The sequence below is a fragment of the Archangium sp. genome, from assembly GCF_036389735.1.
Taxonomy (GTDB): Bacteria; Myxococcota; Myxococcia; order Myxococcales; family Myxococcaceae; genus Archangium.
On record NZ_DASVWK010000546.1, the window covers coordinates 1 to 6485 of the forward strand.

The 6485-nt window shown below is 73.3% G+C and carries 6 protein-coding genes; all 6 read left to right on the plus strand.

The window, feature by feature from the left end; all coding sequences use genetic code 11:
• On the plus strand, window positions 1–387 hold a 387-nt coding region (locus VF794_RS19160; RefSeq protein WP_331112444.1), incomplete at its 5' end, for a tetratricopeptide repeat protein.
• Window positions 387–1016 carry a chemotaxis protein CheW gene (locus VF794_RS19165; protein ID WP_331112445.1) on the plus strand — a complete coding sequence of 210 codons (630 nt, stop codon included), beginning with the start codon at window positions 387–389 and terminating at the stop codon, window positions 1014–1016. The genes VF794_RS19160 and VF794_RS19165, both read left to right, overlap by 1 nt.
• On the plus strand, window positions 1013–2662 hold the full coding sequence (locus VF794_RS19170) for a methyl-accepting chemotaxis protein (protein ID WP_331112447.1): 1650 nt from the start codon (window positions 1013–1015) through the stop codon (window positions 2660–2662). The genes VF794_RS19165 and VF794_RS19170 overlap by 4 nt, the downstream gene beginning before the upstream one ends.
• Before the next feature lie 2 nt (window positions 2663–2664).
• Window positions 2665–4794 (plus strand): hybrid sensor histidine kinase/response regulator, encoded by a 2130-nt coding sequence (locus tag VF794_RS19175; protein WP_331112453.1) that lies wholly within the window; start codon window positions 2665–2667, stop codon window positions 4792–4794.
• The gene (gene cheB, locus VF794_RS19180) at window positions 4791–5849 is read left to right on the plus strand and encodes a chemotaxis-specific protein-glutamate methyltransferase CheB (protein WP_331112449.1); all 1059 of its coding nucleotides are present in this window, start codon (window positions 4791–4793) and stop codon (window positions 5847–5849) included. The genes VF794_RS19175 and cheB overlap by 4 nt, the downstream gene beginning before the upstream one ends.
• A 110-nt stretch (window positions 5850–5959) precedes the next feature.
• The coding region (locus VF794_RS19185) for a PAS domain-containing protein (protein ID WP_331112451.1) at window positions 5960–6485 on the plus strand (526 nt) is incomplete at its 3' end.

Consider the following 6485-nt stretch of genomic DNA (forward strand, 5'->3'; position numbering starts at 1 on the left):
CGGGCCCTGGCCAACCTCGACCCCCAGGCCGCCGTGCGCGCCTGCGCCGAGGCCGCCGCGCGCCACCCGCTCGCCGTGGAGCTGCGCTACCTGGAGGCCCTGCTGCTCATGGGCCTCGGGCGCCTCCAGGAGGCCGAGCGCGCCACCCGCCAGGCCCTCTACCTCGAGCCCTCGCTGGCCGTGGCCCACCTCATGCTGGGCCACCTCCTGCGGCGCCAGGGGGACCCCGTGGGGGCCGCACGCGCCTTCCGCACCGCCGAGTCCTTGTGTGCCACGCTTCCCCCGGACGAGCCGGTGCCCCTGGCCGATGGCGACCGGGCTGGCCGGCTGGCGCAGGTGGCTCGCGAGGAGCGCACCCGGTTGGAAGCCCCTGAGGAGACGCACTGATGGCGGCAGGAGATGACGCGAAGGGGGGCGGGCTGGACTGGACCGCGGCCTACCGGAGGCTGGGCCGGCTCGCCGCCGCCACCGAGGCCTCCACCACCTCCCCCCCCGAGGCGGACGCGGCGCTGCTGGAGGAGCGCGCGCGGGCCCTGGCCCGGCCCCTGTCCCAGCAGACGCGGACGGGCACGCTGCTGGAGCTGGTGCACTTCCGCTCCGGCGAGCAGGACTACGCGCTGGAGTCGCGCTTCGTGCTGGAGGTGCTGCGCGCCCCGGAGCAGCTCGTGCCCCTGCCCGGCGCGCCCGAGCCGCTGCGCGGCCTCACCCTGCTGCATGGCGAGGTGCTCGCGGTGGTGGAGCTCGCCCCCCTCTTCGGGCGGATGGCCACCGTCTCCCATGGCCCCGTGCTGGTGGTGGGCTCGGGCCGGCCGGAGTTGGGCCTGCGCACCGACACCGTGGAGGAGGTGCGCCTCGTCTCGCGCGACACGCTGCTGCCTCCCCCCGCGGTGCTCGCCACCGGGGAGCGGACACTCGTGTCCGGCATCAGCCGCGACGGCATCATCGTGCTGGAGGGAGAGGCCCTGCTGGGGGATGGTCGCCTCTTCTTCGACATTTCCGAGGAAAGGATCGCATGAGCATCGGGAAGAAGATCGCCATGGGCTTCGGACTGTCCCTGCTGGTGCTGCTCTCCGTGGCGCTGGCGGCCTTCCAGAGCTCGCAGAAACTCGTCGAGACGACCGAGGGCATGGTGGAGACCCGGGAGCGGGCCAAGGTCATCCGGGAAGTGCGCGCGCTCCTCATCGATGCCGAGTCGGGACAGCGGGGCTTCGTCCTCACCGGCGAGGAGCGCTACCTGCAACCCTATGAGGCGGCCCTCCAGGCCCTGCGCTCGAACCTCGACGCGATGCACCGCGCGCTGGACACGGAGCCCGCGCAGCGGGCGCGGCTGGCCCGGCTCGAGCCCAGGGTGCGCAGCAGGCTCGACGAGCTGGCCACCGTCATCGGCATCCGGCGCGAGAAGGGACTGGATGCGGCGGTGGCCCGCATCGAGCAGAACCGCGGCCATCAGCTCACGGAGCAGATCCGCCAGGAGATCGGCGAGATGCTGGAGGCGGAGGACGAGCACTGGCGGGAGCGGCAGGACGAGGCCCGCGCGAGCACCCGGCTCACCCGGGTGGTGCTGGGCCTGGGCACGCTGCTGGGCTTCCTCATCGTCGGCCTGGGCAGCATCCTCGTCACCCGCTCCATCACCGGCCCGCTGGACAAGCTGGTGGCGGGCACCGAGCAGATCGGCCGCGGCAACTTCGAGCAGCGCATCGATGTGCACAACCAGGACGAGACGGGCGAGCTGGCGCGCGCCTTCAACACCATGGCCGAGCGCCGCCAGCAGGCCGAGGCGCAACTGGCGAAGCAGTCCACCGAGCGCGAGCACACCCTGCGGACGGTGGCCGAGTTCGTCTACCAGCTCTCGGGCGCCACCGCGGAGATCCTCGCCAGCACCACCGAGCAGGTGGCCGGCGCCCAGCAGCAGGGCAGCGCGGTGGCCGAGACGGTGAGCACCGTCGAGGAGCTCGCCCAGATGTCCGAGGAGGCCGCCGGCCGCGCCCGTGGGGTGAGCGAGTCGGCGCGCCACTCCGAGGAGGTGGGCAGGAGCGGCCGGCGCGCGGTGGAAGAGGCCATCTCCTCCATGACCGCCGTGCGCGAGCAGGTGGAGTCCATCGCCTCGCGCATCCTCGCCCTGGCCGAGCAGGCCCAGGCCATCGGCGACATCATCACCACCGTCAACGACATCTCCGAGCAGACGCACATGCTGGCCCTCAACGCCTCCATCGAGGCCAGCCGCGCCGGAGAGCACGGCCGGGGCTTCGCCGTGGTGGCCGCCGAGGTGAAGGCGCTCGCGGATCAGTCCAAGAAGGCCACCGCCCAGGTGCGGCAGATCCTCGGGCAGATTCAAAAGGCCACCCAGGGCGCGGTGATGACCACGGAGGAGGGAACCAAGAGCGTGGCCACGGCCACCAAGGTGGTGACGCAGGCGGGCGCCACCATCCAGACGCTGGGAGAGCAGCTCACCCAGGCCTCGCTCACCGCGGCGCAGATTTCCGCCTCCGCCAGCCAGCAGGCCACCGGCATCGGTCAGATCCGCCAGGCCATGCGCGATGTGAACCAGGCCACCCAGCAGACGCTCACCAGCACCCGGCAGACGGAGCGCGCGGTGCAGGACCTCAACGCCATGGGCCAGAAGCTCAAGAGTCTGCTGAGCGAGTACGGGCGCGCCGCATGACGATGGACCGGGACAGGCTCGCCCTGGCGCTGATGGCCACGTTCCTCGAGGAGCTCGAGGGCCACGTGGCCGCGCTCAACCGCGACCTGCTCGCCCTGGAGAAGGCCCCCTCCCCCGCGCGCCTCGAGGATTTGATGACCTCGCTGCTGCGCACGGTGCACAGCGTGAAGGGGGCCTCGCGCGCGGTGAGCGAGGGCATCATCGAGCTGGCCTGCCACCGGCTGGAGGAGGTGCTGCTGGCGGTGCACCGCGGCGGCCGCACCAGCCCGGAGCTGATGGAGCTGTGCTTCGCCACCGCGGACGCGCTGGACGACGCGGGGCGGAGGCTGGCGCAGAAGCAGGATCTGAAGGGCTCGCCCCTGGACGAGCTGCTCCCCCGACTGGAGGAGGCCGCGCGCGCCCCCGTGGCCCTTCCCCGCCCCGCCTCGCCCGCACGCGCCCCCGTGCCCGAGCCCCCCGCCCCTCCCGTGGAGGCACCCGCCCCCGGGGCCGAGGGACTGCCAGTGCGCGTGTCGGCGCAGAAGCTGGACGCGCTGCTGGCCCGCAGCGGGGAGCTGCGCGTGGGGGGCCTGCGGCTGGAGGGACGGGTGGAGATGATGGAGACGGCGCGCGAGGAGCTGCACCAGCTCCGACTCCGGCTGCGGGGCCCGGACGAGCTGGTGGCGCGGCGGCTGGAGACGCGCCTGGCGCAGCTCGGCCGGGCGCTCGCGGCGGACCGGCGGACCCTGCTCCAGGCCACCAGCGGCCTGGACGAGGAGGTGCGGCGCGCGCGCACCCTGCCCTTCGCCGAGGCGTGCGCGGGGCTGGAGCGCAACGCCCGGGACCTGGCGCGCGCGGCGGGCAAGCAGGTGCGGCTGGAGATCCACGGCGGCACGCTGGAGTTGGACCGCTCGCTGCTCCAGGGCCTGCGCGAGCCACTGCTGCACCTGGTGCGCAACGCGGTGGCGCACGGGCTGGAGACGCCGGAGGAGCGGCGCGAGGCGGGCAAGCCCGAGGAGGGCCGGATGGCGCTGTCGGCGCGGCTGCTCGGGGGCCGGGTACAGGTGGTGGTGGAGGACGATGGGCGGGGGTTGGATCTGCGCTCCATCCGCGAGCGGGCGCGCGCCCGGGGCCTGCCGGTGTTGAATGACGCGGGGGACGCGCGGCTCATCTTCCACTCCGGCCTGTCCACGGCGGAGGCGGTGACGGCGGTGTCCGGCCGCGGGGTGGGGCTGGACGTGGTGCGCTCGCAGGTGGAGGCGATGCGGGGCAGCGTGGACGTGGCCTTCCAGCCGGGCCAGGGCACGCGCTTCACCCTGGACGTGCCGCTGACGCTCAGCACGCTGCGGGTGCTGCTGGTGACGGCGGGCGGGCACACCTTCGCGGTGGCCGGGGAGAGCGTGGAGCGCCTGCTGCGCCTCGGGCCCGAGGACGTGCGGGTGGTGGAGGGCCGGCAGATGTGGTCCACGCCCCAGGCGCTGGTGCCCCTGGCCACGCTGACGGCGGTGCTCGGCCTGCCCGAGGGCACGCCCCGCCAGCGCCCCGGGGCCATGGTGCTGGCCTCGGGTGAGGTGCGCGCCGTGCTGGTGGTGGACGAGGTGGTGGCCGAGCAGGAGGTGCTCATCCGCGGCCTGGGCCCGCGCATCCGCCGAGCGGGGCACGTCTCGGGCATGGCGGTGCTGCCCGACGGGCGGATGGCCGCGCTGCTCAACCCCTCCGCCCTGGTGCGCGCCGCCGAGGGCCGCACCGCCCTCGCCGGCCTCTTCCCCGCCCCCGTCGAGAAGAAGGCGCGCCGCCGCATCCTCCTCGCCGACGACTCGATGACCACACGCACCCTGGAGCGCAGCATCCTGGAGTCGGCCGGCTATGACGTGCTGGCGTGCGTGGACGGGAGGGAGGCCTGGGAGCGGCTCCAGGCGGAGGGGGCCGACGCCGTCGTCTCGGACGTGGAGATGCCACGCATGGACGGCTTCTCCCTCACCGAGGCCGTGCGGGGCTCGCCGCGCTTCGGCCGCCTGCCCGTGGTGCTCGTCACCGCCCGCGCCAGGCCCGAGGACAAGGCACGCGGACTCCAGGTGGGCGCCAGTGCCTACCTGGTGAAGAGCGCGTTTGATCAGACCCACCTGTTGGAGACCCTGAGGCAGCTCTTATGAAGTCCGACAAGCTCCGCGTCGTCGTCGCCGAGGACTCGCCCACCGCCCGCCGCCTGCTGGTGGAAATCCTGCGCTCGGATCCATCCTTCGATGTGGTGGGGGAGGCCAGGGACGGTCTGGAGGCGCTGGAGCTCACCCGGCGCCTGCGGCCGGACCTCGTCACCATGGACATCCAGATGCCGAACATGGACGGGCTGGAGGCCACCAAGCGCATCATGACGGAGGTGCCCACGCCGGTGGTGGTGGTGTCCACGCTGGTGGAGCGTGACATCCAGACCTCCATGGCGGCGCTGCGCTCCGGGGCGCTGGCGGTGCTCCAGAAGCTGGTGGGCCCGCAGGCGCCGGACTTCGAGACCGAGGCGCGCCGGCTGCGCGACACGGTGAAGGCCATGGCCGCGGTGAAGGTCATCCGGCACTGGCCCTCGCGAGACGAAGGCCCCAAGCCCCGGCACCCCACCACCCAGGCGCCCCGAGGCCGGCCCGGACTGCTCGCCATCGCCGCCTCCACCGGAGGCCCCGCGGCGCTGCACCGCATCCTCTCGGAGCTGCCCGCCACCTTCCCGCTGCCCATCCTCGTGGTGCAGCACATCGCCCTGGGCTTCGCCAAGGGACTGGCCACGTGGCTCGACAGCGTGTGCCCGCTGGAGGTGAAGGTGGCCGAGGACGGTGAGGCCCTGCGCCCGGGCGTCGTCTACATCGCTCCGGACGAGCGGCACCTCGGTGTGCGAGCGGACAGGCGGGTGGAGGTCTCCAATGCCGCCCCGGTGGGAGGCTTCCGGCCGTCGGGCACCTGGCTCTTCCGCTCGGCCACCCGCGTCTTCGGCTCCTCCACCGCCGCCGCCGTCCTCACGGGGATGGGACAGGACGGCCTGGACGGTTTGAGGGAGGTGCATGAAGCGGGAGGGTGGGTCATGGCCCAGGACGAGGCGACGTCCGTCATCTATGGAATGCCCGCGGTGGCAGTGGCGGCGGGCGTGGTGGACGAGGTGTTGCCCCTGGGGGACTTCTCCCGGCGCTTCCAGGAACTCGCGGGCCAGGAGGCCAGGGGGGCGTGAAGCGGACGCGGTGGAGCCCGCTCGGCCTGGAACTATCTTCGAGATAACGCCCGCCAGCCCGTCCACCCAGCGAGGTAGACCGAGGTCTGGTGACATGAAATGAAGAGGAGATGCTCACCGCACGTCGCGGCGACACCATGACGCACCCCGCCTCCGGATTCGAGATGGCCTTCAAGGCCCTGCCAGAGCCGGCCTACCTCCTCGACGAGGCGGGCCGGGTGGTGGTGTGCAGCACGGCCGGCGCGACGGTCCTGGGACTGGTCCCGGAACTGCTCATCGGCCAGCCATGGTCTGGACTGGCGCTCGGCCCCGAGGAGCGCGTCCTGCTGGAGTCCGGGCGGGCGATCGCCCTGGCGAGCCAGGTTCCCTATTCCCTCCAGGCCACCTGGCCGAGCCCGACGGGCCCACGGTCGCACACCTTCTGCTTCACCGGGGTGCGGGAGGGGCAGGCTCCCCCGAGGGTGCTGGTGACGGTGCGTCCCCCCACCGAGGCGGACACCATCTACTCGCGCGCCCTCGCGCTGGAGCAGGCCTCCCGGGCCGAGGTGGAGGCGGCCGAGCGTCGCCAGTCCTTCCTCTATCAGGCGATGACGACGCTCTTCGCCCACCCGCCGGATCCGCAGGGCATGTACACGC